This is a genomic window from Kitasatospora sp. NPDC088783 (genome assembly GCF_044750705.1).
In the GTDB taxonomy this organism is placed as follows: domain Bacteria; phylum Actinomycetota; class Actinomycetes; order Streptomycetales; family Streptomycetaceae; genus Kitasatospora; species Kitasatospora fiedleri.
On record NZ_JBIVKJ010000007.1, the window covers coordinates 158,113 to 183,810 of the forward strand.

Sequence of the window (25,698 nt, forward strand, 5' to 3'; positions counted from 1 at the left end):
GGCGGGTGGGAGAGAATGGAGAGTCCGGAAGCCCGACATTGGGGCCCTACCCGTATGAGGATCCGCCGCGCATGACCACCACGCCCGACACCGTCCAGGCCACCCCGGCAGCATCCGGCGCGCCGGAGTTCGCCCCGTTGAACATCGGGCCGATGCAGGTCTGGCCGCCGGTGGTGCTGGCACCGATGGCCGGCATCACCAACGCGCCCTTCCGCACCCTGTGCCGGGAGCAGAGCGGCGGCCGGGGCCTGTACGTCTCCGAGATGATCACCACCCGCGCCCTGGTCGAGCGCAACGCCAAGACCATGCAGCTGATCAAGTTCGACCCGAGCGAGAAGCCGCGCTCGATCCAGCTGTACGGGGTGGACCCGGAGACGGTCGGCAAGGCGGCCCGGATGATCTCCACGGAGGGGCTCGCCGACCACATCGACCTCAACTTCGGCTGCCCCGTTCCCAAGGTGACCCGCAAGGGCGGCGGCTCCGCCCTGCCGTACAAGCGCAACCTGCTGCGCGACATCCTGCGCCAGGCGGTCGCCAACGCGGGCGACCTGCCCGTCACCATGAAGATGCGCAAGGGCATCGACGACGACCACCTCACCTACCTCGACGCCGGGCGGATCGGCGCGGAGGAGGGCGTCTCCGCGATCGCCCTGCACGGCCGCACCGCGGCCCAGCACTACGGCGGCACCGCGGACTGGTCGGCCATCGCCCGCCTGCGCGAGTCCGTCCCGGCCGGCATCCCGGTGCTCGGCAACGGGGACATCTGGTCCGCCGACGACGCGGTGCGGATGATGCGCGAGACCGGCTGCGACGGCGTGGTCGTCGGCCGCGGCTGCCTGGGACGGCCCTGGCTGTTCAAGGACCTGGTGTCGATCTTCGAGGGCGACGCCGACTACGCCCGCCCCACCTTCGGTTGCGTGGCCCGCGCCATGGTGCGGCACGCCCAGCTGCTGGGGGAGTGGCTCGGCGACGAGGCCCGCGGCGTCATCGACTTCCGCAAGCACGTCGCCTGGTACACCAAGGGCTTCTCGGTCGGCTCCGAGCTGCGGGTGAAGCTCGCCGGTTCCAGCTCGCTGGCCGAGCTGACGGAGACGCTCGCCCTGATCGACCAGGAGCAGAGCTGGCCGATCGGTGCCGACGGCCCGCGCGGCCGGACCAGCGGCAACAACCGGGTGGTCCTGCCCGAGGGCTGGTTGGACGATCCGTACGAGTGCGCTCGACTGGCCGAAGACGCCGAATCGGACACCTCTGGCGGATGATCTGTACTCCACGGCAGGTTCGGCTCGGTTCCGGGCCTGGCCGTGGCGTCCCGGCCGGACTGTCCATGGTGGACAACAGGGCTCCTTGAAGGCGAATTCGAGCAACGCAGAGCGACGGATACATCAACGGAAAGCGACGTCCGGCGTAGGAGTCGTCAGCCTGACAGCTGAGATGCGCTCGTGATGCTGGCCACATATCGTGGCGAGTGACGGTCAGTCAGTGGACTTCGCCAAGGTGTACAAGTCCGGATCGCTTCCCGAACGGGCCCTCCGGCGGATCGCCGCAGCTGGCTGCAGGAAATCAAGCCGGGGAAACGTGGCGGAGCGAATGCCGTCACCGTGTGTCCGGTTCGAGTGAGCCCGATGTATCGGTGCGTTCAATTCTTGAACAAGGGCTAGCGTCACCCGGACGATTTCAGCAACGCAGGCAAACGCCTGTCCGGGCATTAGATCCGCTGGCCAACCTCCGCCTTCGTGGCTCGTACGAGCTATCCACGCCCCTAGACCGCCTTCGAAATGGGTATGTTCTCCGGCGTCAGGGCAACCGTGTGCGAGGAGAGCGACCCGTGACGGCGCAGCAGAAGTTTGTTTACTCCTTCACCGAAGGAAACAAGGACCTCAAGGATCTTCTCGGCGGCAAGGGTGCGAACCTCGCCGAGATGACCAACCTGGGTCTCCCCGTCCCTCCGGGGTTCACCATCACCACCGACGCCTGCAAGGTCTTCCTGGAGACCGGCACCGAACCGGGCTCGCTGAACGAGGAGATCACCGGCCACCTGGCCGCCCTCGAACAGCGGATGGGCAAGCAACTCGGCCAGGCCGACAACCCGCTGCTGGTCTCGGTGCGCTCCGGCGCGAAGTTCTCGATGCCCGGAATGATGGACACCGTCCTGAACATCGGCCTCTCCGACGCCTCGGTGGCCGGGCTCGCCGATCAGTCCGGCAACGAGCGCTTCGCCTGGGACTCGTACCGCCGCCTGGTGCAGATGTTCGGCAAGACCGTGCTGGGCGTCGACGGCGAGCTCTTCGAGGAGGCGCTGGAGGAGGCCAAGCACGCCAAGGGCACCGCCAACGACCTCGACCTCACCGCCGAGGACCTGCGGACGCTGGTCGCCACCTTCAAGGCGATCGTGCTCCGGGAGACCGGCCGGGAGTTCCCGCAGGACCCGCGCGAGCAACTGGACTTGGCGATCCACGCGGTCTTCCACTCCTGGAACGGCGACCGGGCCCGCCTGTACCGCCGGCAGGAGCGGATCCCGAACGACCTGGGCACCGCCGTCAACGTCTGCACCATGGTCTTCGGCAACCTCGGCGAGGACTCGGGCACCGGTGTCGCCTTCACCCGCGACCCCTCCACCGGCACCCAGGGCGTCTACGGCGACTACCTGCAGAACGCCCAGGGCGAGGACGTGGTGGCGGGCATCCGCAACACCCTCCAGCTGGCCGACCTGGAGCAGCTCGACAAGAAGTCGTACGACGAGCTGATGTCCATCATGCACACCCTGGAGAACCACTACCGGGACCTGTGCGACATCGAGTTCACCATCGAGCGCGGCAAGCTCTGGATGCTGCAGACCCGGGTCGGCAAGCGCACCGCCGCCGCCGCGTTCCGGATCGCCGTCCAGCTGGTCGACCAGGGCCTGATCGACCTGGACGAGGCGCTGCACCGGGTCACCGGCGGCCAGCTCGCCCAGCTGATGTTCCCGCGCTTCGCGCCCACCTCCGAGACCAGGCCGGTCGCGTACGGCATCGCGGCCTCGCCCGGCGCGGCGGTCGGCAAGGTGGTCTTCGACTCGTACACCGCGGTGAAGTGGTCGCGCTCCGGCGAGCAGGTCATCCTGGTCCGCCGCGAGACCAACCCGGACGACCTGGAAGGCATGATCGCCGCCGAGGGCATCCTCACCTCGCGCGGCGGCAAGACCTCGCACGCGGCCGTGGTCGCCCGCGGCATGGGCAAGACCTGTGTCTGCGGCGCCGAGGAGCTGGAGGTCGACACCAAGAACCGCAAGTTCACCACCGCCGACGGCCAGGTCGTCCACGAGGGCGACGTGGTCTCCATCGACGGCGCCAACGGCAAGGTGTACCTGGGCGAGGTCCCGGTGCTGCCGTCCCCGGTGGTCGAGTACTTCGAGGGCACCCTGCACGCCGGCGCCGACGTCCAGGGCGGGCTGGTCCAGGCCGTGCACCGGCTGATGTCGCACGCCGACGGCCGCCGCCGCCTCGCGGTGCGCGCCAACGCCGACAACGCCGAGGACGCGAACCGCGCCCGCCGGTACGGCGCCCAAGGCATCGGCCTGTGCCGCACCGAGCACATGTTCCTCGGCGAGGAGCGCCGCAAGGAGGTCGAGCACCTGATCCTGGCGGACAACGACAAGGACCGCGAGACCGCACTGTCCAGCCTGCTGCCGCTGCAGAAGGGCGACTTCCTGGAGCTGTTCCAGTCGATGGACGGCCTCCCGGTGACGGTCCGGCTGCTCGACCCGCCGCTGCACGAGTTCCTGCCCGACATCACCGAGCTGTCGGTGCGCGTCGCCCTCGCCGAGGCCCGCAAGGACCCGAACGAGAACGACCTGCGCCTGCTCCAGGCCGTGCACCGGCTGCACGAGGCCAACCCGATGCTCGGCCTGCGCGGCGTCCGGCTCGGCCTGGTCATCCCCGGCCTGTTCGGCATGCAGGTCCGGGCGATCGCCGAGGCCGCGGCCGAGCGCAAGCTGGCCGGCGGCGACCCGCGCCCCGAGGTGATGATCCCGCTGGTCGGCACCGTCCAGGAGCTGGAGCTGGTCCGCGACGAGTGCGAGCGGGTGCTCGCCGAGGTCGCCGCCTCCACCGGCGTCACCCTGGACATCAAGCTCGGCACCATGATCGAACTGCCGCGCGCCGCCGTGACCGCCGGTCAGATCGCCGAGGCCGCCGACTTCTTCTCCTTCGGCACCAACGACCTGACCCAGACCGTGTGGGGCTTCTCCCGCGACGACGTCGAGGCCTCCTTCTTCACCGCGTACCTGGAGAAGGGCATCTTCGGGGTCAGCCCGTTCGAGACCATCGACCGCGACGGCGTCGGCGCCCTGGTCAGGAACGCCGCCCAGGCCGGCCGGGCCACCCGTCCCGACCTCAAGCTCGGCGTCTGCGGCGAGCACGGCGGCGACCCCGATTCGGTGCACTTCTTCCACGAGGTGGGGCTGGACTACGTATCATGCTCTCCCTTCCGGATTCCGGTGGCGCGCCTGGAGGCAGGCCGCGCCGCCATCGAGACGGCGGGCAGCGACTCGCGCTGACACGAAGCAGCGCGGTTCACTGACCGCACCCCTCCGAAGGGGAGGGGCGTACGGCGGAGCTCGGCGCAGGAGAGCCGCCGTACGGGAAGCAGCCGGGGCGGGGACGGACAACGGCGTCCGTCCCCGCCCCGGCGGCGTTTCCCGGGTCCGGATCCGGGCCTGGCTGGGTCGGGCCGGGCGCGTGCAGTGCGCCGTCCGGGTGAGCCGGTGCGGCAGGCTGGGGCCATGAACAGCCGAAACCGCCTGATCAGCCTCCTCGCCGTGGTCCTCCTCGGGATCGCGGCCGGAGTCGCCGCCCTGCTGAACGGCGGGCACGACTCGGACGGCGCGGGCAGCGCGAAGTCCCCGGCCACCGCGTCCGTCACCGCCGGCGTCAGCGCCGCCGCCACCGCCACCCGCAGCGGTGCCGCGAGCGCGCCCAAGCCCTCGGCCCCGGCCAAGTCGCCCACCGCCCAGGGCGGCTGGGTGCCCACCAGTTCGGCGCTGGCCGACGTCTGCCGCAGCAAGCTGCCCGCGCAGGCCCTCGACACCCTCGGCCTGATCGCCCGGGGCGGCCCCTACCCGTACCGCTCGGACGGTGTCGTCTTCGAGAACCGGGAGGGCCGGCTGCCCCGTCAGGGCAGCGGCTACTACCACGAGTTCACCGTGGTCACGCCCGGATCGGACGACCGCGGGACCAGGCGGGTCGTCACCGGTGGCGTGGGCGAGCAGTACTGGACCGCCGACCACTACGCCACCTTCCAAGAGATCGATCCGCGCTGCTGAGGAGCCTGTTGACGGTCCGTCGGAAAATTACTTTCCCCTCCGGAAAGCATGTGCCAGAGTGGTAGCACTTGATCCGGCAGCAGGCCGGATCCGACGGCATGTCCGCCCGGGGGATCCCATGGTTGACGACAAGCAGCACGCGCACGAGCAGTCCGAGAGGCTCACGCCCGCGGAGGCACTGGCGCTCGCCGAGCGCGCGCAGGCCGCCGCCCGGCGGCCCGCACCGATGCCCTGGTGGTACGGCCCCGGGGTGGGCGCCTCCCTCGCGGTCTACTGCGCGGCGATCGGACAGAGCTTCCAGCGGCAGGCGCACTGGTTGATACCGCTGTGCGCGGCCGGCCTGGCGGCGGTGCTGGCGGCGATAGTGCGGGTGGCCATGCGCTCCAGCGGCGTCGCCGCGCGGCTGGAGAAGGTGAAGATCCCGCCGAACGTCCTGTGGGCGCTCGGCCTGACGATCCTGGCCGCGGTGCTGGCCTGGCTCGGCACCTGGCTGGCCGCCGGCGACCAGGGGTGGGCCATGGCCGCCGCGGGCGTGGTCGGCGGCCTGGCCGTCTGGGGCGTCATCACGATGGCCAATCGAGAGGTCAAGGAGCAGAGCATGAGCAGCGAGCGGTGAACGGACTCGACCCGATACTCCACCAGCCCACCAGGCTCACCGTCCTGGCCTTCCTCAGCGGATGCCAGGAAGCCGAGTTCTCCGTCGTCCGGGACTACTGCCAGGTCTCGGACTCGGTGCTCAGCAAGACCGCGGCGAGCCTGGAGACGGTCGGCTACCTGCGGGCCCGCAAGGGCTACGTCGGCAAGCGGCCCCGCACCTGGCTCTCCGCGACCTCGCCGGGCCGCGCCGCGCTGGCGGCGCACCTCGCGGGGCTGCAGCGCATGGCCGCCGCCGCTGAGGCGGCCGGTTCCGCGGCCGAGCCGGGGCCCGAGCCCGGCTCCGGCCCGGACGGGGCCGAGGGCTGAGCCGGGGCGAAGTGCGGGACGGGCCGATGGAGTGCCAGCAGGAATCAGACCCCAGGAACGGAGGTGGGCCGAAGCCCGTGCTGTCCCCGCTCCTTGACAACTCGACAGAGTGCCGAGAAACCCCGCAGGGGAGACCCGGCGGCCGGGGCGGCCGGGTTGGCCGTGCGGCACCGCCGACACCGCACGTCCGCCCCGCCCCGGGTCTCCCGGCCCCGGATCTCTCCGCCCCGGATCGCTCCGGGGCCCGCCCGGTCGGCTCAGGCGGCCGGCATCAGGGAGCCGCCGTGTCTAAGGCACTCCTGGTTGAGCGGCGCCGGGTCCGGCGCGCTGGGCGAGGTCGCGGCGGCGATCCGCAGCTCGATGATGTCCCGGACGGCGGGCCACTCCTCGTCCAGGATCGAGTAGAAGGCAGTGGACCGGACCACCCCGTCCAGACCGCGCGAGTGCGCCCGGCGGACACCCTCGGAGGTCGCGCCCAGCCGCTCGATGGCGATCCGGGAACGGGCGTTGCGGGCATCGGCCCGCAGCGAGATCCGCTGCACCCGCCACACCTCGAAGGCGTGTCGCAGCATCAGCAGCTTCGCCTCCGTGTTGATGCCGGTGCCCTGAGCCCGCGGGGACAGCCAGGTGTTCCCGATCTCCGCGGCGTCCGGCACCGCCTCCAGCGGGTCGCCGTGCGGGACGCCCGGAGCGGGCGGCCAGACCAGCGGGCCCTGCCAGTAGTCGAGTTCCAGGAACCGGGTCGAGCCCACGACCCGGTTGTCCGCGGTGCTCACTGTGGCGAACGGCATCGACCGGCCCGCTGCCCGATCGGCGAGGGCGCGCGCGATGTACTCCCGGGCGGCTTCCAGGCCATGCGGGACGGGAGTGAAGGCGTAGGTCGTACGGTCCTCGGAGCCGGCCACGGCGAGGGCCGCGGCGTGGTGCTCGGCGAGGGGCTCCAGCCGCACGGTGCGGCCGTAGAGGGTGACGGGTACGGGCACGGATCCTTCGGTCCTTCGGCGGTCGTCGGGGCCCGCGTGCCGGGTTCGCGGCGCGAGGGCTGTGGTCGTATCGCCCCGGCCCCGGAGAACGGCCGCCCGGGGGCGCTACGCCAGAGGCTCGGGCGTGCGGCGGGACGGCAGCCCGGAGGCGGGCAGCGCGGTGCCGGTACGGACACGGGTCGACGGACCGATCCGGCGGGATGAGCGACGGGACAGTGTGCGTCCGCGAGATGGCCGAGAGAGAAACGAGATCACGAAGCGAAGCAGGCGGCCAGGTGAAGGCAAGGTGCGCATGGGAGGGCTGGCAGCGCAACGGACCGGGGCGTGGCCCACGACGTGACAGACGGCGTGGCGCGACGACGCGACGATGCGAGGCAGCGAGAGGACGATACCTGCCCGGAGGCGGTGCGTCACTTCGCGGCGCGCCAACAGGGGCGCACGGGTCCTCCCGGCACGCCGGGACGTCCCGCCGTCCCGCCTGGCGGACCGCGTGCCACGCCCGCGACCAGGTGCTTTGCCGGGAGGTGAGAGGATTCGAGAGACGGCGTGAAGACTCGTGCGGGGGCGGGAATGCCGACGGGCCGTCGCACGCTGGACAGGTCAGGTCCGAAAGCATTCCGAGACGACGAGACGGAACGGGGATGGATGCGCCGTGCGTGATCCCAAGGAGCTGTACGAGCTGGAGCCGCAGGGCGTGACGGCCCTGGCCGCGGCCCGCGCCGCCGCGGAGGCCGGCACCGGCCTGGTGCTGCTGTACCACTTCGAGGGCTTCATGGACGCCGGCGAGGCGGGCGGCCAGGTCGTGGCGCACCTGCTGGAGCAGGGATCCCCGCAGGTGGTGGCCAGGTTCGACCACGACCGGCTGGTCGACTACCGGGCCCGCCGCCCCGCGATGACCTTCGACCGCGAGAGCTGGACGGACTACGACCCGCCGGAGATCCTGCTCCAGCTGGCGCGGGACTCGGTGGGCGCGCCCTTCCTGGTGCTCTCCGGCCCCGAGCCGGACACCGAGTGGGAGCTGTTCGCGGCCGCCGTCGGCGACCTGGTGGAGCGGTTCGAGATCCGGCTCGCCCTCTCCTTCCACGGCATCCCGATGGGCGTCCCGCACACCCGCCCGGTCGGCCTCACCCCGCACGGCAACCGGGTCGACCTGGCGGCCGGCCACCCCAAGTGGTTCGACCAGGCCCAGGTGCCCGGCAGCGCCCAGGCGCTGGTCGAGTACCGGCTCACCCAGGCCGGGCACGACGTGCTGGGCCTCGCGGCCCACGTCCCGCACTACATCGCCCGCTCGACCTACCCGGCCGCCGCGGTGACGATCCTGGAGGCCGTCCAGTCCGCCACCGGCCTGGTCCTGCCCGGCAGCGAGCTGCGCGCCCGGGTCAACGAGGTCTACGCCGAGATCGAGGACCAGCTCTCCCAGGGCGACGGCGAACTGCGCTCGGCGATCCAGGGCATGGAGGGCCAGTACGACGCGGTCTCCGGTGCCGTCGGCCGGGAGAGCCTGCTCGCCGAGGCCAGCGACCTCCCCTCGGCGGACGAACTCGGCCGGAGGTTCGAGGAGTTCCTGGCCGAGCACGAGCGCGGCGCCGAGTAGGTGCGCCGCCGGAGGACGGCCGCCGCGGCGGCCCCGGTCCGTGCTGCCCTGATCGGTGCCGTCCTGCTCGGCGCGGCCGGGTGCGGTGCCGGGGCGGCCCTCCCGGCCCCCGGGCCCGACCGGGCCGCGCCGACCCCCGCGGCCCCGACCTCCTCGTCCCCCGCTCCCTCCGCTACCCCGGCCACTCCGGCCACCGGGCCGTACGCGGCCCTCGGGGACTCCTACACCTCCGGCCTGCGGATCCCGCCCCAGGGCGGATCCCCGCAGGGCTGCGGCCGCTCGGGCGCCAACTACCCGTCGCTGGTGGCCCGGCAGCTCGGCATCGCGGACTTCACCGACGTCAGCTGCAGCGGAGCCCGCACCGGAGACCTGACGGCCGCCCAGCGGACCGACGACGGCACCAACCCGCCGCAGCTGGACGCGCTCAGCACGGCCACCCGACTGGTCACGCTCGGGATCGGCGGCAACGACGCCGGCTTCCTCGACGTCCTGGGCCGCTGCGCGGTCGAGAACGTCCGGCACAGCCTGACCGGGCAGGGCGACGCCGCGCCGTGCCGGGCGTACTACACGACCGGCACCGGGCGGGGCGAGGTCCAGCGGAAGATGACCGCCACCGGCGAGCGGCTCACCGCGGCCCTCGGCGAGATCAGGCGGCGGGCCCCGCAGGCCGAGGTGCTGCTCGTCGGGTACCCGGCCCTGCTGCCGCAGGACCCGGCCCGCTGCGCCGAGACCCTGGGCAGCGGCATCGCGGGCGCCGACCTCGGTTTCGTCACCGAGCAGGAGCAGCAGCTGAACGGCATGCTCCGGCAGCGGGCCGAGGCCGCCGGGGTGGGCTTCGTCGACACCTACGCCTCCTCCGCGGGCCACGACATGTGCGAGGCCGCGGGCACCCGCTGGATCGAGCCCCTCGCCGCCGACCGGGGCCTGGCACCGATCCACCCGAACGCCCAGGGGCAGCAGGGCATGGCCGCCGCCGTCCTGGCGGCGCTCCGGCAGCAGCACTGACCCCGGCCCCCGTCGGCGGGACGACGGGGGCCGGGGCCGGTCGGGAGGGCCGGTCCGGTCCGGAAGAGGCCAGCCGGGCAGTGCGGTGGCGGCCGGGGCGGCCCGCCGGCCGGGTGCGCGCCGCCGGGTCAGGCGGAGCGGACGGCGTGGACGGTGATCCGGACACCCTCGTCGTCCAGGCACTCCCCGGTCAGCAGGTCGAAGCGCTGCTTGAGCAGCGGCGAGGCCACGTAGACCCGGCCGTCCGCGGTGGAGCCCAGCAGACCCCGGGAGAGGACGTACGCGCCGGTGAACGGGTCGCGGTTGTCGACGGCGTAGAGGCGGTCGCTGCCGTCGCGGAACACGGCGGCCTGGCGGCCGTCCGGCAGCAGGACGGCGACGCCGCGGCCGGGGACCAGCAGGTCCCGGTCGCAGACCGGCGACCAGCCCGCGGCGGAGCGCAGTTCGACCCGGGTGGCAGAGGCGGTGGCGGTCATCGGGCTTCCTCCAGGATGCGGGCGGACGGGAACGGGGCGCGGTCGCGGTCGAGGGCGGCGAGCAGCTGCTCCTCGGTGGCCAGCAGCGCCAGGTCGGGCTTGACCTGGTCGCGCTCGGGGACGAAGCGGATGCTCGGGTCGGGTACCCCGGGGGCGTTGACGAAGGAGACGAACCGGCGCATCCGGTCGGGGTCGGCCAGGGTCGCCGCCCACTCGTCCTGGTAGTCGCCGATGTGCCGGGCCATCAGCGCCTCCAACTCGTCGGCGATGCCCAGCGAGTCCTCGACCACCACCTCGCGGACGTGCTCCAGGCCGCCCTCGATCCGCTCCAGCCAGGTGGAGGTGCGCTCCAGCCGGTCGGCGGTGCGGATGTAGAACATCAGGAACCGGTCGATCAGGCGGACCAGCTGTTCGTCGTCCAGGTCCTGGGCGAGCAGGTCGGCGTGCCGGGGCGTGGCACCGCCGTTGCCGCCGACGTACAGGTTCCAGCCGTTGGTGGTGGCGATGACGCCGAAGTCCTTGCCGCGGGCCTCCGCGCACTCGCGGGCGCAGCCGGAGACCGCGGACTTGAGCTTGTGCGGCGAGCGCAGCCCCCGGTAGCGCAGCTCCAGCCGGATCGCCATGGCGACCGAGTCCTGCACGCCGTAGCGGCACCAGGTGGAGCCGACGCAGGACTTCACGGTGCGCAGCGACTTCCCGTACGCGTGGCCGGACTCGAAGCCCGCCGCGACCAGCCGGCTCCAGATCATCGGCAGCTGGTCCACGCTGGCGCCGAACAGGTCGATCCGCTGACCACCGGTGATCTTGGTGTAGAGGCCGAACTCCTTGGCCACCTCGCCGATCACGATCAGCCTGTCGGGGGTGATCTCGCCGCCGGGGATGCGCGGCACCACCGAGTAGGAGCCGTTCTTCTGCAGGTTCGCCAGGAAGTGGTCGTTGGTGTCCTGCAGAGCGCCCTGCTCGCCGTCCAGGATGTGCCCGGAGGCCTCCAGCTCCGGCGCCAGCGAGGCGATGATCGAGGCCACCGTCGGCTTGCAGACCTCGCAGCCCTCCGCGCCCTCCGGCACCCGGCCGTGCTCGGCGAGCAGCCGGCGGTGCGTGGCGATCCGCTTGACCCGGACGATCTCGTAGAGCTCGGCACGGGTGTGGGCGAAGCACGGGCACAGGCCCCGGTCGACCTCGACGCCGCTCGCCGCCAGCTCGTCCGCGACGATCGTGCCGAGCAGCTTCACGCAGGAGCCGCAGTTGGTGCCCGCCCGGGTGCACTTCTTCACCTCGGGGACGGTGGCGCACCGGTGGTCCGTGACGGCCGCCCGGATCGTGCCCTTGGTGACGTTGTTGCAGCTGCAGACCACCGCGTCGTCGGGCAGCGCGGAGCCGCCCAGCGAGACCGCGGTGTCCGCGCCGGCCGGCAGCACCAGCGACTCGGCGGGGACGGGCAGCGGCCGGCCGGTACCCGCCAGCGGGCGGAGCGTGGCGTAGGCCGAGGCGTCACCGACCAGGATGCCGCCGAGCAGTGCCCCCTCGCCGGTCACCACCAGCTTCTTGTAGACGCCGGAGCGGGAGTCGGAGTAGACCACGTCGAGCGAGCCGGGCGTGCGGCCGAAGGCGTCGCCGAAGCTGGCCACGTCGACGCCGAGCAGCTTGAGCTTGGTGGAGAGGTCCGCGCCGGTGAACGGCTGCGGGGCCTGCCCGGCGAGCTGCCGGGCCACCGCGACGGCCATCTCGTAGCCGGGGGCGACCAGGCCGTACACCCGGCCGTCCACCGCGAGGGCGCACTCGCCGATCGCGAAGACGTGCGGGTCGGAGGTGCGGCAGTGCTCGTCGATCGCGATGCCCCCGCGCTCACCGACCGTCAGCCCGGCCTCGCGGGCCAGCTGGTCGCGGGGGCGGACACCGGCGGAGAACACCACCAGGTCGGTCGCCAGCTCGGAGTCGTCGGTGAAGGACATGCCGACCGCGCGCCCCCCGGCGACGGTGATCGCCTTGGTGCCGATGCCGGTGTGCACCACCACGCCCATCGACTCGATGGTCCGGCGCAGCGCCGCGCCGCCCGCCTCGTCGACCTGGACGGGCATCAGGCGCGGCGCGAACTCCACCACGTGGGTCTCCAGGCCGAGGCCCCGCAGCGCCCCGGCGGCCTCCAGCCCGAGCAGGCCGCCGCCGACCACCGCGCCGACCCTGGCCCCGGCCGCGTAGGACTCGATCGCCTGCAGGTCCTCGATGGTGCGGTAGACGAAGCACCCCTCGGCGTCCCGGCCGTCCACCGGGGGGACGAAGGGGTAGGAGCCGGTGGCCAGCACCAGGGTGTCGTACGGGAGGGTGCGCCCGGCGGCCGTGGTGACGGTCCGGGCCGCCGGGTCGAGTGAGACGGCGGGGGAGGAGAGGTGCACCTCGAACCCGTGCCGATCGGTGAAGCCTTCCTCGGCGAGCAGCAGGTCGTCCGCGCTCCGGCCGGAGAAGTACGAGGTCAGGCCGACCCGGTCGTAGGCGGGCCGGGGCTCCTCGGCGAGGACGACGACCCGGTAGCGGGCGGCCGCCCCGGTGTCGGCCAGGGCTTCCAGGAAGCGGTGGCCGACCATGCCGTAGCCGACCAGGAGCAGTGTGGGCTTGGTGGTGGTCATCGGGAAGTCCCTCCGAGGTCGCGCTCCGGACGGTGGGAGCCGGAGCTGGCGGGCCGACCGGGCGCCGACCGGACCGCCGTCGGTCCGGGGCGCGGCACGCCTCCGGTCCCGCCGGAGGCCCCGACCGGGCGGGCCGCCGGTGGCCCGGAGCCCGGTCGCTGTCGTGCCACCGAGCATGTGCGGAGGGTGTTTCCCGACCGGGGCCGCGCTGTTTCACCGCCGGAACTTCGCCCTCAGCGGCACCGGGCGCCGACTGTGAGAGCGCCCGGTCCCGGTCCGGCCCGGCACCAGGCCCGGCCGGGCGCCCTTTACCAGGCGGCGGGCCCGCGCGGGGCGGGACCGCCGATCCGGAACGTGATTCGAGGAGAAGCCGGTACGAGGGGGTGGGGGAGTGCGTACCCTGCACGCAGGGGAACGGATTCGAAGATCCGGTCCGAGTCCGGCCGGGAGCTGGCATGACAACAGACGTGCAGGTGAGGGGCCGGGCGACCCGCTCCGCGGTGCTGCGCGAACTCCTGCCGCTCTGGGACGAGGCCCGCCGGACCGGCGGCCGGACGATCACCCAGGAACGGCTCGCCCGCACCGGCGGGATCAGCCCCTCCACCCTGCGCGGCTGGCTGTCCGGACGCTCGGTGCCCCGCGAGGCGGACCGACTCGCCGCGGTGGCCGGGGAGTTGGCCCGCGCCGCGGGTCGGCCGGTGCGGTCGGTCCACCACTGGTCCGCCCTGCTGGAGGCCGACCGCCTCCACGCCCGGCTCCCCCGGCAGCGGAACGACCGCCAGCCGCCCGAGCCGGCCGTCGGCGCGCCGTGCCCGGCCGTCCGGCGGTCGGTGACCGTCCGGGGCACCGAGGGCGCGGGCCGCCGCGTCCGGTCCACGGCGGCCGTCACAGTCGGCAGCGGCGCCCGCCGGGCCGTGAACAGCGGCCCCGTACCGGCCGGGGCGCGGCTGGTGAACCGCTACCGCTCGGCCCCGCCCGCCGCCCGGGCCGTCGTCGATGCGGCGCTGGACGCGGTGCGCCTCGGCCACCGCCCGGTCCTCCCGGCGGCGCTGCTGGCCGCGTCCGCCCCGCACTACCTGACGCCCCGCGAGCTCAGCGCCCTGCGCCCCGGCTGGGTGGCCGACGGGCTGGCCTACCTGCGCAAGGCGGTCCCCGGGACGGGCGCGCTGCTGACCGCCGGCCGGGCCGCGGGCAACCGCACCGCGGGCAGCCGCACCGGGGACGGTCGACCCGCCGCCGGTCGGGCACCGTACGGCGCCGCGGCGGCCCGCGCGGCGGAGGCGCTCCGGACGGCGGGCGGCCACGAGGTGCGGATCGCCGAGGCACTGGTGCGGCAGCTGCGGCCCGAACGGGAGGGGCGCACCGTCCCGGCCGGGCTGTGGGAGGGCCTGGCCAGGTACGCCCACCCCGCCGACCGGTCCGCCCTCGCGCGCTCGGCGGCGACCCGGGGCCTCACCCGGATCGCGGTCGGCCTCTGCGCCTCGGCCGCCGAATCGGGGGACCCGACCGCGCTCTCGATCGGCGCCGCCCTGCTCGCCGAGGCGGGCCGCACCGCCGAAGCGGCCGACTGGTACGGCGCCGCCGCCGACCGGGGAGTGCCGGAAGCCGCCGTCCGGGCGGCGGAACTGCTGGAGCGGGACGGCCGGTTCGCCCAGGCCGTCGACTGGTACGACCGGGCCGCCCAGCACGGGGACGTCGACGCCCACTGCCGCGGCGCCGAACTGCTCGGCCGGCACGGCGAGATCGCACCGGCGCTGCACCGCTTCGAGGCGGCCGCCCGGGCCGGTCACCCCACCGCCCGTCACCGGGCCGGCCGCCTGCTCGCCGAACTCGGCCGCACCGACGAGGCGTTGGAGTGGTTCGAACGGGCGGCGGCCGACGGGCACCCCGAGGCGGCCGCCGACGGCGCCAGGCTCTGCGCCGCCGCCGACCGGATCGACCAGGCGGTCGCCTGGTGGGAACGTGCCTGGGCCCTGGGAACGGCCGCCGGCGCGCACGAGGCGGCCCGCACGCTGGAGGCCGCCGGCCGGATCGACGAAGCCGCCGCCTGGTACGAGCGCGCGGCGGCGTCCGGCGACGAGACCGCCTGGCACGAGGCCGCGGCCCTGCTCGCCCGGCACGGTCAGTACGGCAACCTCCCCTGGTACGCGCACATCGGCGACCCGCAGGCGCTGCGCGAACGCGCCGAGCGGTGCGAACGGGCCGGAGACCCGGGCGGCGCGCTCGACTGGTACCGGAAGGCGGCCGAAGCGGGCAGCGAGACCGCCCTCTTCCAGGGCGCCGACCTGCTGGAGCGGCACGGCGACCGCACCCGCGCCGTCCGCTGGTACGAACGCGCCGCCGCCCGCGGTGACGTCTACGCGATGCGCGAACTCGCCCGTCTGCTGGGCGAACTGGGCCGTCTCCGGGAGTCCGCCGACTGGTACCGGTCCGCGCTCGCGGCGGGCGGCCGCCCCGTCCTGCCCGCCCCCACCGCCGCGGCCCCGCTCGCGCCCGGCCTCGGACGGTTCGAGCCGCCGCAGCCGCAGGCACCCGCCGACCCGGCCCCGCCCCGGGTCCCGGCCGCCCGCGGCGCGAGCCCGTCCGGACCGGGCACTCCCGGAGACGTCCCGGTGGACGTCCCCGCCGTCCGGCCCGGCCCGGCAACGCTGGACGAGGCGGTGGAACTGCTCAAGGAGGCTGGCCGGTTCTTCGAGGCGAGCCTGCTGCTGCGCTCCACCGACCGCCCGGAGCCGGAGCGGCTGCGCGAGGCGGCCCGGATGCTGTCCGGCGCTACCTGCGGCGACCGGGCCGTCGCCTGGGTGCAGCGGCTCGCCGACGGCGGCGACCGCCCGGCCGTCCGGGAGGCCGCCGAGATGCTGGAGAGCCGGGGCCGGGTCGACGACGCGCTCGCCTGGTACGGGCGGGCGGCGGACGAGGGCGACCGGGACGCCCTGCTCGCGGCGGCCCGGATGCTCGCCGAGCGCCGCCGGCCGCAGCACGCCGCGGAGTGGTACCGCCGGGCCGCCGAGGCGGGCGACCCGCTGGCCCACCGGGAGGCGCTGATGCTCCTCCAGGAGTACGGCGAAGCGGCCCGCCTCTCCGTCGGGACCAGCGCACCTGCCACGGCGGGTGAACCGGGCGCCGACGGCCGGTGACCGGACGCGGCCCCTGCCGCACCGTCGCCGACCGCCGGTTGCCCTCCCCGCCTGACCCGCAGCGTCCGGGGCCCGCAGCGTCCGGGGCCCGGGCCGTCGAGTCCCGGTCGGGCGGCGCTGATCCGTGCGGGCCCACGGCCACCGGCGGACGGCGGTCGGGCCGCTCTCACCCGCGCGGACCGGCCGGGTGAGAGCGGGGGAAAGCACCCGTGACAGGTGGGCAACCGGATCGAAACAGGCGTCCGGCAAGGTGGTGGTATGACCACCACTCCACTCTCCGGCCGCACCGCCCCGCTGCGGGTGCTGCACGCGGCCCGCCGCCCGGCCCTGGTGCTGGTGGCGCACGGCTCGCACGACCCGGCCGCGTCCGCCGAACTCGGCCGGCTGCACGCCCGGCTGCGACGGGCCCGCCCGGAGCTGGACATCCGGCTCGGCCACCTCGGCCTGAACGACCCGCTGCTGCCCGAGGTGCTGGACGAGCTGAGCGGCCGGGTGGTTCTGGTGCCGCTGCTGCTCAGCCGCGGCTACCACAGCAAGGCGGACATCCCCCGGGTGCTGTCCGCCGCACCGCACCTGGCGGGGGAGTGCGCCCCGCCGCTCGGACCGGACCCGCTGCTCACCGCGGCCCTGGCCGACCGCCTGGCGTCGGCCGGGTGGCGCGGGGAGCCCGTGGTCCTCGCCGCCTCCGGCTCCCGCGACCAGGACGCCGCCCGGGACACCGAGACCCAGGCCGGGCTGCTCTCGGACCACCTGGGCGTCACCGTCCGGTCCGGGTACGTGGCGGCGGGCGGCCCCAGCGTGGCCGCCCGCGTCGCCGAACTCACCGCCGAGGGCCACCCGCGGGTCGCCGTCGCCTCCTACTTCACCGCACCGGGAGACTTCGCCCGCCTGGCCGCCGCGGCCGGCGGCGCCCTGACCTCCGCTCCGCTCGGCGACCACCCGGCCCTGGCCCGGTTGGTCCTGGAGCGCTACCAGTCCTGCGTCAGCCGTCCCCTCCGCCTGGTCGGCTGAGCCCCGCCGCCACCGGCCCGCCACCACCGCCCCACCGCCACCGGCCCACCGCCCGGGCCAGTCGCCCCCGGCCGGTCACCTGCGGCCCGTCACCCTCAGCCCGCGTCGAGCGCGCACGCCGCGTCGCCCGCAGCGCCACCCGGCGCAGGAACCTCCGCTGCGCCTGCGGCCCTCCGACCCTTCCGCACCCGCCCGGCCCGCGTCGCCACCGGAGGCACCGGCGTCATCCCGCTCCCGCTCCCGCCCCCGCCGACCGGCGCGCGGCGCTCGGTGGGCAGGTCGCGGACGCGGCGCATCGGCGAGCACCAGAGGATCAGCGCGGCCAGCGGCACGCCGACGGTCATCAGCCACATCGCGGGCCGCACGCCGAGCTGGGTGCCCAGGACGCCGGCCAGCAGCGCGCCGAGCGGGATGGAGCCGAAGTTGAGCACCGCGCTGCTGGCGGAGAGCCGGCCGAGCAGCTCCGGCGGGCAGTAGCGCTGCTGGAAGGTGGCCTTGATGACGTTCCCGGCGACGACCCCGCAGGAGGCGCCGAACCCGCCGACCAGGTACCAGGCCAGCCCGGTGCCGCGGCCGGTCAGCGGGATCAGGACGGTCAGCGCGGGCAGGGCGAGCTCCAGCACCAGCATGGCCCGCGAGGTGCCGATCCGGGCCGCGATCCGGCGGGCGACGGCCGCGCCGACGATGCCGCCGGTGGAGGCCACCGCGACCAGCAGGCCGACGGTGCCCTCGCTGACGCCGACCTCGCGGATCAGGAAGACCACCAGCAGCGACTGGTAGCCCGTCAGCACCAGGTTGGAGGCGGCGCCGAACAACGCGAAGGTGCGGAACCAGACGTCGGAGGCGAGCAGCCGCAGCCCCTCGCCGATCTCCCGGCGCAGCGCCCGGCGGGGCCGTTCGGCGCGGCGGGGCTCGCGGTGGCCGATCCGCAGGGTGCACCAGAGCGAGAGCAGGAACGTCGCGGTGTTGGCCAGCAGCCCGTTGACCGGCCCGGCCAGCTGGGCGATCAGGCCGCCGCTGCCCAGTCCGGCGATGCCCGCGGCCGAGGCGCTGCCGTGCAGCTTGGCGTTGCCCTCGGACTGGTCGGCGGGTTCGAGCAGTTGCGGCAGGTACGCGGTGTACGCGGTCTGGAAGAACACCCCGGCGGCCCCGGCGAGCAGCGCGACGGCCAGCAGGTGCCACAGCGTCAGTGCCCCGGCGAGCGCGGCCAGCGGGACGGTGGCGTACAGCAGCAGCGAGGCCGCGGTCGAGACGAGCATGATCGGGCGGCAGCGCAGCCGGTCCACCCACACCCCGGCGGGCAGGCCGATCAGCAGCCAGGGCAGCCAGCCGGCGGCGCCGAGCAGGCTGACCTCGAGGGTGCTCGCGTGCAGGGTGCTGACGGCGATCAGCGGCAGGGCCAGCCCGGTGACCGCGGAGCCGTACTTGTTGGCGGTCTCGCCGATCCACAGCATCCGGAAGTCGCGGTGCCGCCGCAGCAGCCCGGCGGGCGCGGTGCCTGGGCCGTCGCCGACACCGGGGTCGAGCACGGACAGGTCGGTGGGCAGGTCGGCGGAGCGGCCGGTGGGGCGGTCGTCCGGGGCGGGTGCGCTCATGACCGGTCGGATTCCTTTCGGGGCAGTGCCTGGATCTGGACGATCACCGGTCGCGCCGCCGGGTCGGGGGCGGCGTCCGGGTCGGGGGTGTGGCGGGTGACCACGGCGGCCAGGTCATCGATGAGGGCCTGGAGCTGGGCGGGCGTCAGGCGGAGGTTGCTCCAGTCGGAGACGCTGCCGGTGCCCCGCCATTCGCCCTCCCACTCGGCGGCCATCGAGTCGGCGGCCCGCTGGTACTGACGGCGCAGGTTCTCGGCCTGGTACACCGAGAGCGCGGCCCGCGAACCCGGGTCCTGGTCGAAGTCGGTGGCGGCCAGCACGATGGCGCCGCGCACGGCGCGCCACCAGCGCTCCCGCTTGGTGCCGCGGCCGGACTCCTCCTCGATGAAGCCGTGCTCGGCGAGGTGCCGCAGGTGCCAGCTGATGGTGCCGGTGGACTCGCCGGTGCGCTCGGACAGCCGGGCGGAGGTGGCGGGCCCGTTCATCCGCAGCTCGTCCAGCAGCCGCATCCGCAGCGGGTGGGCGAGCCCGCGCAGCGAACCCGCGTCCAGCTTCCGGCGCGGTGCGTCGGCGGGGCTGGGGGCGCGGTCGGCGGACGGGTCTTCGGGGCGGTGCTCGGTCATGGGTCCAGAGTAGGTTGCAGAGAAGTCTCTGCATAGACCTCTCTGCAGAGAATTCTCTGCAATCTTCGATCGACCCGCCCGCACCGCCACCCGCACCGCCGCCCACCCGCCACTTCCCGTTCGCGCTCCCGTTCGCGCGGCGCAGGACCGAATGTCCGTCATTCGGCGTACGGTGACTGGTATATGAAGAACACCGCTCCGTACGATCCGCAGTCCGAGGCGCGCTGGGTGCCCGAGCCCGACAAGCGGCCCGGCCGCACCGCCTTCCAACGGGACCGCGCCCGGGTGCTGCACTCCGCCGCGCTGCGCCGGCTGGCCGGGACGACCCAGGTGGTGGCGCCGATGCGCAGCGACTTCCCGCGCACCCGGCTGACGCACTCGCTGGAGTGCGCGCAGGTCGGCCGCGAGCTGGGCGCCGCGCTCGGCTGCGACCCGGACTTGGTGGAGACCGCCTGCCTGGCCCACGACATCGGCCACCCGCCGTTCGGCCACACCGGCGAGGAGGCGCTCGACCAGGCCGCCCGGGCCTGCGGCGGCTTCGAGGGCAACGCGCAGTCGCTGCGCATCCTGACCAGGCTGGAGCCCAAGCGCTTCGCCCCGCTGGACGAGCCCGAGGTCCGGCTCTCCCCGTGGCCCGGCCGCAGCGTCGGCCTGAACCTGACCCGCGCCGCGCTGGACGCCGCGACCAAGTACCCGTGGCCGCGCGGGCAGCACCCGGCCGACCCCGGGTCCACCAAGTACGGCGTGTACGGGGACGACCTGCCGGTGTTCCGCTGGCTGCACGCTGGCGCGCCCGACGGCCGCAAGTGCTTCGAGGCCACCGTGATGGACTGGTCCGACGACGTCGCGTACTCCACCCACGACGTGGAGGACGGCCTGCAGGCCGGCCACATCGACCCGGCCGCGCTGCGCTCCCCGGAGGAGCGCGCCGAGCTGTTCGAGACCGCCGAGCGGTTCGTCCCCGGAGCCGGCCCGGAGGAGTTCGGCGAGGCGCTCGACCGCCTGCAGGCCGAGGACTGGTGGCCGGCCGACTACGACGGCACCGCCCGCGCCCGGGCCGGCCTGAAGGACCTCACCAGCCAGCTGATCGGTCGCTTCTGCCTGGCCGCCGAGCAGGCCACCCGGGCCCGCTACGGCCCCGGCCCGCTCACCCGGTACGCCGCCGAGCTGGTCGTCCCGTACGGCGTCCGGTTGGAGTGCGCGGTGCTCAAGGCGGTCGCCGTCCGGTACGTGATGCAGCGCGCCGAGCAGGCCCAACTCCGCTCCCGCCAGCGGGTGGTGATCGCCGAGCTGGCCGACGCCCTGATGGTCGACGCCCCGCACCGGCTGGACCCGGTGTTCGCCGCCCAGTACGCGGAGGCCGAGGACGACCGGGCCGCGCTGCGCAGCGTGATCGACCAGATCGCCACCCTCACCGACGCCTCCGCGCTCGCCCTGCACGCGAAGCTGGTGGCCCGGCAGTCCTGAGCCGCCCGCAAGCCCTCAGCCGCCCGCAAGCCCCGCGCCGCCCGGCGGCCCCGCCAGATCCCAACCCCGCCGGGTCCCGGCCCCGGCCGGCGGTCCCGCGCCGACCGGCGGCCCCGGGACGGGAGCCCCGGAGTGTCAGCCCCGCTCCCGTAGACTTCCCGGGTGGCCGGTCGGATCAGGGACGAGGATGTGCAGGCGGTGCGTGCCGCCCTGCCGATCGACGCCGTGGTCGGCGACTACGTGCAGCTGGCGGCGGGTGGCGGCGCGCAGCTGAAGGGCGTCTGCCCGTTCCACGACGAGAAGTCGGCGTCCTTCTACGTGCACCCGGGCAAGGGCGTCTTCCACTGCTTCGGCTGCGGCGAGTCCGGCGACACGATCACCTTCCTGATGAAGATCGAGCACTGCTCGTTCGCGGAGGCGGTCGAGCGGATGGCCGCCCAGGCGGGCATCACCCTGCGCTACGAGGAGGGCGGCTACAGCCCGCGCCACCAGCAGGGCGAGCGGACCAGGCTGGTCGAGGCGCACAAGGTGGCCGCCGCCTGGTTCCAGGAGCAACTGGCCACGCCCGAGGCTGAGATCGGCCGTCGCTTCCTGGCCGAGCGGGGCTTCGACGAGGCCGCCGCCAAGCATTTCGGGGTGGGCTACGCCCCGGCCGGCTGGGAGCACCTGGTGCGCTTCCTGCGCGGTCGCGGCTTCACCGACAAGGAGATCTCGGTCGGCGGCCTGGCCTCGCAGGGCCAGCGCGGCGGCCTGATCGACCGCTTCCGGGGCCGCCTGGTCTGGCCGATCCGGGACAGCTCGGGCGACGTGGTCGGCTTCGGCGCGCGCCGGCTGCGCGAGGACGACAACGGCCCGAAGTACCTGAACACCCCCGAGACGCCGCTCTACAAGAAGTCGAACGTCCTGTACGGCATCGACCTGGCCCGCAAGGAGATCGCCAAGTCCGGCCGGGCGGTGGTGGTCGAGGGCTACACCGACGTGATGGCCTGCCACCTGGCGGGCGTCACCACGGCGGTGGCCACCTGCGGCACCGCCTTCGGCGAGGACCACATCAAGATCATCCGCCGACTGCTGATGGACACCACCTCCACCGCGGGGTACCGCGGCGAGACGGTCTTCACCTTCGACGGCGACGCGGCCGGTCAGAAGGCCGCCCTGCGCGCCTTCGAGGACGACCAGAAGTTCGCCGCCCGCACCTCCATCGCCATCACCCCGGGCGGCATGGACCCGTGCGAACTGCGCCTGGCCCAGGGCGACGAGGCGGTCCGCGCCCTGGTGGACAACCCCGTCCCGCTGTTCGAGTTCGCGCTCCGCTCCGCCGTCGCCCGGCACCGGGTGGACACCGCGGAGGGCCGGGCCGCCGCCCTGGAGGAGGCCGCCGGGATCATCGTCAAGATCAAGGACCGCTCGATCCAGCACGAGTACGCCGTCCAACTGGCCGGCATGGTCGGCATCCTGGACGAGCGCTTCGTGGTCAACCGGATCGCCCAGCTGGCCCGCTGGCAGCGCGAGAACCAGCAGAGCGGCCCGCAGCGCACGCTGCGCCGCCCCGACGCCGCCCCGCAGCCGGTCCGCCCGGAGCGGCCGGTCTTCCGGCTCAACCCGCGCGACCCGGCCCAGTTCGTCGAACGCGAACTGCTCAAGCTCGCCCTCCAGCACCCCGACCTGGTCAGCCCGGCCTTCGACCAGTACGGCGAGGACGAGTTCCCCACCCCGCCCTACCGGGCCGTCCGCCGCGCGATCGGCCAGGTCGGCGGCACCGCGTACGGCGCGAGCCTGCCCGACTTCACCGCCGCCGTCCGCGAGGCCAGCCCGGACGACCAGGTGCGCGGCCTGGTCACCGAACTGACCGTCGAGCCGATCCGCTCCCGCCGCAAGGCCGACCAGCTGTACGCGGGGGAGTTCCTGGTCAAGCTGCGGCTGCAGGCCGTGGACCGCCGGATCGACGAGGTCCGCGCCCACCTGCGCCGGCTCGGCGACCGGGCCACCGCCGAGGAGCAGCACCCGGTGCAGAGCGAGCTGTGGGCCCTCCAGCAGTACGGCCAGCAGCTCCGGTCCCGCGGCGCCGCCGCGCTCTGACCCGGCGTCGACTCGCGGCACCCGCAGGTCCGCCGGGTGCCGTTCGCCCACCTCGCGACCGCTCGCAGGTGCCCGGGCCCGCCGCGCTGGGTATCCCCTCGGGTGTGGCGCGGCAACCCCCATGCCGCGCGCGGCCCCTGGAGGGATGCCCGTGGAGCTTTCCGTTGCCCGCCCGGCCCAGACCGCCCCAGCCCGGGACGCCGCGATCCCGCCCCAGCCCGGCCCGCCCGGCCCCGAGCTCACCGTCGTGCCCGCCCCCGGCCCGGACACCGGCCGCACCGGCTCCGTTGCCGAGGAGGCCACCCCGACCGCCGACGGCCTCCTCCCCGAGGACCCCGCCGCCGGTGAGCCCGCGATCGAGGAGCCCGCGATCGAGGAGCCCGCGATCGAGGAGCTCGCCGACGAGCCGCCGGAACCCGCGCTGGACGAGGGCATCGGCCCGGCCGCCGACCTGCTGCGCCAGTACCTGCGCGAGATCGGCCGGATCCGGCTGCTCACCGCCGTCGAGGAGGTGGAGCTGGCCCGCGCCATCGAGGCCGGCCTGTTCGCGGAGGAGGCGCTGAACCGCGTCCCGGACGCCGACGAGCGCCTGCTCGGCGACCTGGACCGGCTGGTGGTGCTGGGCCGGATCGCCAAGCGCCGCCTGATCGAGGCCAACCTGCGGCTGGTCGTCTCGGTCGCCAAGCGCCACGTCGGACGCGGCCTGACCCTGCTCGACCTGGTCCAGGAGGGGAACCTGGGCCTGATCCGGGCGGTGGAGAAGTTCGACTACGCGCGCGGCTACAAGTTCTCCACCTACGCCACCTGGTGGATCCGCCAGGCGATGAGCCGCGCCCTCGCCGACCAGGCCCGCACCATCCGGGTGCCGGTGCACGTCGTGGAGCTGATCAACCGGGTGCTGCGGGTGCAGCGCTCGATGCTGCAGGAGCACGGCGTGGAGCCGACCGCCGCCGAGGTCGGGGCGGCGCTGCAACTGTCGCCGGAGCGGGTCCGGGAGATCCGCCGGCTGGCCCAGGAACCGGTCTCCCTGCACACCCCGGTCGGGGCGGAGGACGACATCGCCCTCGGCGACCTGATCGAGGACGCCGACGCCGCCTCCCCGGCGGAGAGCGCCGCCTTCCTGCTGCTCCGCGAGCACCTGGAGGCGGTGCTGGCCACCCTCGGCGAGCGCGAGCGGCAGGTGGTCCAGCTCCGCTACGGCCTCGACGACGGCCGCCCCCGCACCCTGGAGGAGATCGGCCACCTGTTCGGGGTGACCCGGGAGCGGATCCGCCAGATCGAGGCGAAGACGCTCGGCAAGCTCCGCGACCACGCCTTCGCCGACCAGCTCCGCGGCTACCTCGACTGACGCCCGACGGCCCGGCCGCGCCACAGCGCCGGCGCGCCGTCGAACGGACGCGCACCCGGGCCGGGCCGGGCCGCGGGCCTCAGTGGTGGAACCCGCTGCGCGGCGGCATCCCCAGCGCGCTGAGCGGCGCGGGCTGGCGCTCCAGCTCGGGCAGCAGCCGCCGCAGGTCGGCCAGCAGCAGGTCCGCCAGGTCCCGGGTGAACCCGTTGCGGCACACCACCCGCAGCACCGCCAGGTCGGTCCGCCCCTCCGGGAAGGTGTACGCGGGCACCTGCCAGCCGCGTTCGCGCAGCCGCCGCGAGACGTCGAACACGTCGAACGGGCAGTCGTCGACGGTGGTGAACGCGAACACCGGCAACTGGTCGCCCCTGGTGATCATCCGGAACGGCCCGAGCCCGGCGATCTCCTCGGCCAGGTACCCGGCGACGTCCCGGCAGGCCTGCTGGATCGCGTGGTACCCGCCGAACCCGAGCCGCAGGAACGCGTAGTACTGGGCGACCACCTCGGCGCCCGGCCGGGAGAAGTTCAGCGCGAAGGTCGGCATCTCGCCGCCCAGGTAGTTGACCTTGAACACCAGCTCCTGGGGCAGCGCCGCCCCGTCCCGCCACAGCGCCCAGCCGACCCCCGGGTACACCAACCCGTACTTGTGCCCGCTGGTGTTGATCGAGGCCACCCGGGGCAGCCGGAAGTCCCAGACCAGCTCCGGGTCCAGGAACGGCGCCACCATGCCGCCCGACGCCCCGTCCACGTGCACCGGCACGTCCAGCCCGGTGCGCTGCTGGAAGGCGTCCAGGGCGGCGCAGATCTCGGCGATCGGCTCGTACGAGCCGTCGAAGGTGGAGCCGAGGATGCCGACCACGCCGATGGTGTTCTCGTCGCAGTGCGCCACCGCCTCCTCGGCGCTCAGGTGGAAGCGGTCGCCCGCCATCGGGACGAGCCGCGCCTCGACCTCCCAGAAGTTGCAGAACTTCTCCCAGCAGACCTGCACGTTGACGCCCATCACCAGGTTCGGCCGGGCCCCGGCGGCGTACCGGTCGGCGTTGCGGGTCGTCCAGCGCCGCTTGAGCGCCATCCCGGCCAGCATGCACGCCTCGCTGGAGCCGGTGGTCGAGCAGCCCACCGCGGCCGACGGGTCGGGCGCGTGCCACAGGTCGGCGAGGATCGCCACGCAGCGCCGCTCCAGTTCGGCGGTCTGCGGGTACTCGTCCTTGTCGATCATGTTCTTGTCGGAGCACTCGGCCATCAGCCGGTCCGCGTGCTCGTCCATCTGGGTGGTGACGAAGGTCGCCAGGTTGAGCTTGGCGTTGCCGTCCAGCATCAGCTCGTCGTGGATCAACTGGTAGGCGACGTCCGGCGGGATCGGCACCCGGGGCAGTTGGTGCAGCGCCGGTGCCAGCTGCATCGCGCCCAGCGGATCGGTCAGCGCGTGCAGCGGGCTGACCGGCAGTTTGCGGTCGTCCTCGCCCTGTCCCTTGTGCAGCGCCATGGCGAACC

18 protein-coding genes are annotated in these 25,698 nt (G+C 74.3%); 12 read left to right on the forward strand and 6 right to left on the reverse strand.

Translation table 11 applies throughout. The features are described from left to right. Window positions 1-152: 152 nt before the first annotated feature. From dusB to ACIP60_RS21035, 5 genes are all read left to right on the forward strand, one after another. Complete coding sequence (dusB, locus tag ACIP60_RS21015; RefSeq protein ID WP_400687013.1) at window positions 153-1,259, forward strand: tRNA dihydrouridine synthase DusB; 1,107 nt, start codon at window positions 153-155, stop codon at window positions 1,257-1,259. A gap of 566 nt (window positions 1,260-1,825) precedes the next feature. After that, entirely contained in the window at window positions 1,826-4,534 is a 2,709-nt protein-coding gene (gene ppdK / locus ACIP60_RS21020) for a pyruvate, phosphate dikinase (RefSeq protein ID WP_400686601.1), read from the forward strand. A 225-nt stretch (window positions 4,535-4,759) separates the two neighbouring features. Next, a complete protein-coding gene (locus tag ACIP60_RS21025; RefSeq protein ID WP_400686603.1) occupies window positions 4,760-5,299 on the forward strand; it encodes a ribonuclease domain-containing protein in 540 nt (179 codons plus the stop codon). Between the two features lie 118 nt (window positions 5,300-5,417). Then, window positions 5,418-5,915, forward strand: coding sequence for a hypothetical protein (locus ACIP60_RS21030; protein WP_400686605.1), 498 nt, complete (start codon window positions 5,418-5,420; stop codon window positions 5,913-5,915). After that, window positions 5,912-6,262, forward strand: coding sequence for a transcriptional regulator (locus tag ACIP60_RS21035; RefSeq protein WP_400686607.1), 351 nt, complete (start codon window positions 5,912-5,914; stop codon window positions 6,260-6,262). The genes ACIP60_RS21030 and ACIP60_RS21035 overlap by 4 nt, the downstream gene beginning before the upstream one ends. 257 nt (window positions 6,263-6,519) lie before the next feature. Here the strand turns inward: ACIP60_RS21035 and ACIP60_RS21040 are convergent, their stop codons facing one another. Beyond that, on the reverse strand, window positions 6,520-7,245 hold the full coding sequence (locus ACIP60_RS21040; RefSeq protein ID WP_400686609.1) for a GNAT family N-acetyltransferase: 726 nt from the start codon (window positions 7,243-7,245) through the stop codon (window positions 6,520-6,522). Window positions 7,246-7,897: 652 nt separating this feature from the next. Between ACIP60_RS21040 and ACIP60_RS21045 the strand changes: the two genes are divergently transcribed. After that, window positions 7,898-8,839 (forward strand): PAC2 family protein, encoded by a 942-nt coding sequence (locus tag ACIP60_RS21045; protein ID WP_282205659.1) that lies wholly within the window; start codon window positions 7,898-7,900, stop codon window positions 8,837-8,839. Then, a complete protein-coding gene (locus ACIP60_RS21050) occupies window positions 8,840-9,844 on the forward strand; it encodes an SGNH/GDSL hydrolase family protein (RefSeq protein ID WP_400686612.1) in 1,005 nt (334 codons plus the stop codon). Between the two features lie 128 nt (window positions 9,845-9,972). Here the strand turns inward: ACIP60_RS21050 and nirD are convergent, their stop codons facing one another. Further along, window positions 9,973-10,320, reverse strand: coding sequence for a nitrite reductase small subunit NirD (gene nirD, locus ACIP60_RS21055; RefSeq protein WP_400686614.1), 348 nt, complete (start codon window positions 10,318-10,320; stop codon window positions 9,973-9,975). Then, a complete protein-coding gene (nirB, locus tag ACIP60_RS21060) occupies window positions 10,317-12,944 on the reverse strand; it encodes a nitrite reductase large subunit NirB (RefSeq protein WP_400686616.1) in 2,628 nt (875 codons plus the stop codon). Before nirB ends, nirD begins: the two co-directional genes overlap by 4 nt. Before the next feature lie 455 nt (window positions 12,945-13,399). On the opposite strand from nirB, the gene ACIP60_RS21065 reads away from it, so the two are divergent. Together ACIP60_RS21065 and ACIP60_RS21070 are read left to right on the forward strand one after the other, a co-directional pair. Further along, complete coding sequence (locus ACIP60_RS21065; RefSeq protein ID WP_400686618.1) at window positions 13,400-16,081, forward strand: hypothetical protein; 2,682 nt, start codon at window positions 13,400-13,402, stop codon at window positions 16,079-16,081. 258 nt (window positions 16,082-16,339) lie between these two features. Beyond that, complete coding sequence (locus tag ACIP60_RS21070; protein ID WP_400686620.1) at window positions 16,340-17,092, forward strand: sirohydrochlorin chelatase; 753 nt, start codon at window positions 16,340-16,342, stop codon at window positions 17,090-17,092. Window positions 17,093-17,187: 95 nt separating this feature from the next. Here ACIP60_RS21070 and ACIP60_RS21075 read toward each other — a convergent pair whose 3' ends face one another. Further along, on the reverse strand, window positions 17,188-18,546 hold the full coding sequence (locus ACIP60_RS21075; RefSeq protein ID WP_400687015.1) for an MFS transporter: 1,359 nt from the start codon (window positions 18,544-18,546) through the stop codon (window positions 17,188-17,190). Between the two features lie 137 nt (window positions 18,547-18,683). Next, window positions 18,684-19,310 carry a helix-turn-helix domain-containing protein gene (locus ACIP60_RS21080; protein WP_400686622.1) on the reverse strand — a complete coding sequence of 209 codons (627 nt, stop codon included), beginning with the start codon at window positions 19,308-19,310 and terminating at the stop codon, window positions 18,684-18,686. Between the two features lie 183 nt (window positions 19,311-19,493). On the opposite strand from ACIP60_RS21080, the gene ACIP60_RS21085 reads away from it, so the two are divergent. The 3 genes from ACIP60_RS21085 to ACIP60_RS21095 all read left to right on the forward strand — a co-directional run bounded on the left by ACIP60_RS21085 (window position 19,494) and on the right by ACIP60_RS21095 (window position 24,204). Beyond that, window positions 19,494-20,777, forward strand: coding sequence for a deoxyguanosinetriphosphate triphosphohydrolase (locus ACIP60_RS21085; RefSeq protein WP_400686624.1), 1,284 nt, complete (start codon window positions 19,494-19,496; stop codon window positions 20,775-20,777). Between the two features lie 162 nt (window positions 20,778-20,939). Further along, complete coding sequence (gene dnaG, locus ACIP60_RS21090) at window positions 20,940-22,856, forward strand: DNA primase (protein ID WP_400686626.1); 1,917 nt, start codon at window positions 20,940-20,942, stop codon at window positions 22,854-22,856. A 145-nt stretch (window positions 22,857-23,001) separates the two neighbouring features. After that, entirely contained in the window at window positions 23,002-24,204 is a 1,203-nt protein-coding gene (locus ACIP60_RS21095) for a sigma-70 family RNA polymerase sigma factor (protein WP_400686628.1), read from the forward strand. Window positions 24,205-24,283: 79 nt separating this feature from the next. Here ACIP60_RS21095 and ACIP60_RS21100 read toward each other — a convergent pair whose 3' ends face one another. Further along, on the reverse strand, window positions 24,284-25,690 hold the full coding sequence (locus ACIP60_RS21100) for a glutamate decarboxylase (protein ID WP_400686630.1): 1,407 nt from the start codon (window positions 25,688-25,690) through the stop codon (window positions 24,284-24,286). Window positions 25,691-25,698 lie beyond the last annotated feature (8 nt).